This window comes from uncultured Mailhella sp. (genome assembly GCF_905187505.1).
Lineage (GTDB): Bacteria > Desulfobacterota > Desulfovibrionia > Desulfovibrionales > Desulfovibrionaceae > Mailhella.
This window is the reverse complement of the sequence record NZ_CAJJIC010000200.1, coordinates 1-2,191: the sequence shown is the minus strand read 5'-3', so window position 1 is coordinate 2,191 and position 2,191 is coordinate 1. Positions and strand designations below refer to the sequence as shown.

Here is a 2,191-nt window from a genome sequence, read left to right as displayed (position 1 = left end):
GAAGGTACGGGCGGCGGGGGGGGGGGCGGCGCAGAAGGGGCGGAGGGCGGTGCAGGGGGGCCTGGGAGAGGGGGGAATGCGGGGACTTTGGGGGAAGAAAAGGGCGGCGCGCACTTCCGGGGAGGGAAGGCGCGCCGTGAAGGGGGCGTAAGATGTTACAGGGCTGCCATCTGGGAGTTCACGCTTTCTTCGCAGGAGCGCATGGCATCGAGGGTCTGGGAGAAGAGCTCGTCGAGGGGCCAGCCGAGGCGTTCCGCGCCGGAGCGGATGACGTCGCGGGAGCAGCCGGCGGCGAAACGCTTGTCCTTGAACTTCTTTTTGAGGCTGGACACTTCCATGTCCATGACGCTGCCGGAGGGACGCATTTTCACGGCTGCGCCGATGAGTCCGGTGAGTTCGTCCACGGCGAAGAGGATTTTTTCCATCTCGTGTTCGGGTTCCACGTCGCAGCACAGGCCATAGCCGTGGCTGCACACGGCGTGGATCATGTCGTCGTTCACGCCGGCTTCTCGCAGAATTTCGGGAGCCTTGCGGCAGTGTTCTTCGGGGAAGCGTTCAAAGTCGATGTCGTGCAGCAGGCCGCAGAGTCCCCAGAAGTCCTCTTCGTCGGCAAAGCCGCGGGTACGGGCAAAGTAGCGCATCACGCCTTCGACGGTAAGGGCGTGCAGGATGTGGAACGGTTCGGCGTTCCAGGATTTCAGAAGGGTGAGGGCCTGATCTCTGGTTATGGCGCTGGTTTTCATGTCATGCTCTTTTGGTGAGCTCGTCCCCCTCGAGGGGAACGGCGTAGTTTTTGACGGTGAGACGGTCTATGTATTCCTCGAGGGCCACCATGCCCGAACCCGTGATGGCGCGGCGGCAGTCGGCGTAATCAAGGATCTTGCTCACGTTCTTGTTGATGAGTTCCGCGCTTTCGGGATGCACGCGGCGGGCCAGGTATTCCAGCGAGGAGCGGAAGGCCTGGGAAAATTTCTGGAGTCTGCGCCATTCTTCCATCTGTTCCGCCACGCTCACGCGGATTTCTTCGGGCATGACGGCGGCTTCGAGCATGGCGCGGCACAGTCGCCAGTCGATGTACTGTCCGAACTCCACTTCAAACACCGTCAGGTTGTCGCGGTCTATCATGCGTCGCCACACTTCCGCGCCCTTGGCCATGACGGGAATGACGTCCACGTTGGAGCCCTCGGGCAGATGCTGTGACACGGTGTCGCGCACTTCCTTCACGATGTCGTCCACGGATTCCTTTTCCACGTCGATGACGTCGGCCTTGTTGAGTATGACGAGCACCGGAACGCCGCCGCGCAGCGCGGCCACGCGGCCCATGTCGTGGAGCAGGGCTTCTTCGTCGCGGGTGTGCAGCTGAGCCATGTCGAGCACCAGAAAAATGTGGGTGAGCGGCAGTTTTTCCAGCGCGAAATAGGTTTCTCCCCGATGTTCGTCATGCTTGCTGGTGTTGGGACCGGGGGTGTCGTAGAACACGATGGTGCGCTTTTTTTCCAGATGCGGCAGGCGCAGACGTATGTCGGCGGGCACGTTTTCGTGCATGGTTCCGTTGTAGGATGCGAGACGCTCCAGCGTGAGCGGATGCCATTCGTCGCTTTCCGAAGGATTGCGGCATACGTTTTCCTCGCACCACGGGTCGTGCACGATGCGGAATATCTGCGCCGTGGTGGCCCGGTTGCCCGCAGGGAACACGCCCCGGCCGAGCAGTGCGTTGAGCACCGTGGACTTGCCCGAGCTCATGCAGCCCAGAATGAGAATGTGAAGCCCGGTATCGGGCACGCGAAACTCGCCCATCTCTGACTCCCGTCCGCTTCCGCACAAAGGAAGCGTTTCTTTTCATGAAAACAGCCCGCAGCGCGGGCCGCCGCGCACGTCGCGGCACGGCTTCGGCGCTCCGGAAATTCGTTGCGGCGCGTCCGAACCCCTCCGAAGATACCCTATTGTCCGCGCAAGGCAAGTCCCGGACGTGGGGACGGCAGAGCAGAGGATGAAAAGAACATCCCGACATGGTCGCCGCTTGAGCGATTCCCCGACAAGGTGACGACATCGCCCGAGTACCACTCATGCCCGTCTGTCCGGGACACGCTGTACGGACGCGAGACTTGCACGACGGGCATTGCGCTTAACGGCGGGAGTAAATTCCGCCTGCTCATGACCACCGGCCGGGCTCCTGATGTCGCCCGGGGCC

At 62.2% G+C, this 2,191-nt stretch carries 2 protein-coding genes; both read right to left on the bottom strand.

Annotation, left to right across the window (positions count from 1 at the left end):
* Positions 1-155: 155 nt before the first annotated feature.
* On the bottom strand, positions 156-743 hold the full coding sequence (locus tag QZZ60_RS11295; RefSeq protein WP_295641462.1) for a hydrolase: 588 nt from the start codon (positions 741-743) through the stop codon (positions 156-158).
* A gap of 1 nt (position 744) precedes the next feature.
* Positions 745-1,797, bottom strand: coding sequence for a dynamin family protein (locus tag QZZ60_RS11290; protein ID WP_295641460.1), 1,053 nt, complete (start codon positions 1,795-1,797; stop codon positions 745-747).
* Between the last annotated feature and the right edge of the window lie 394 nt (positions 1,798-2,191).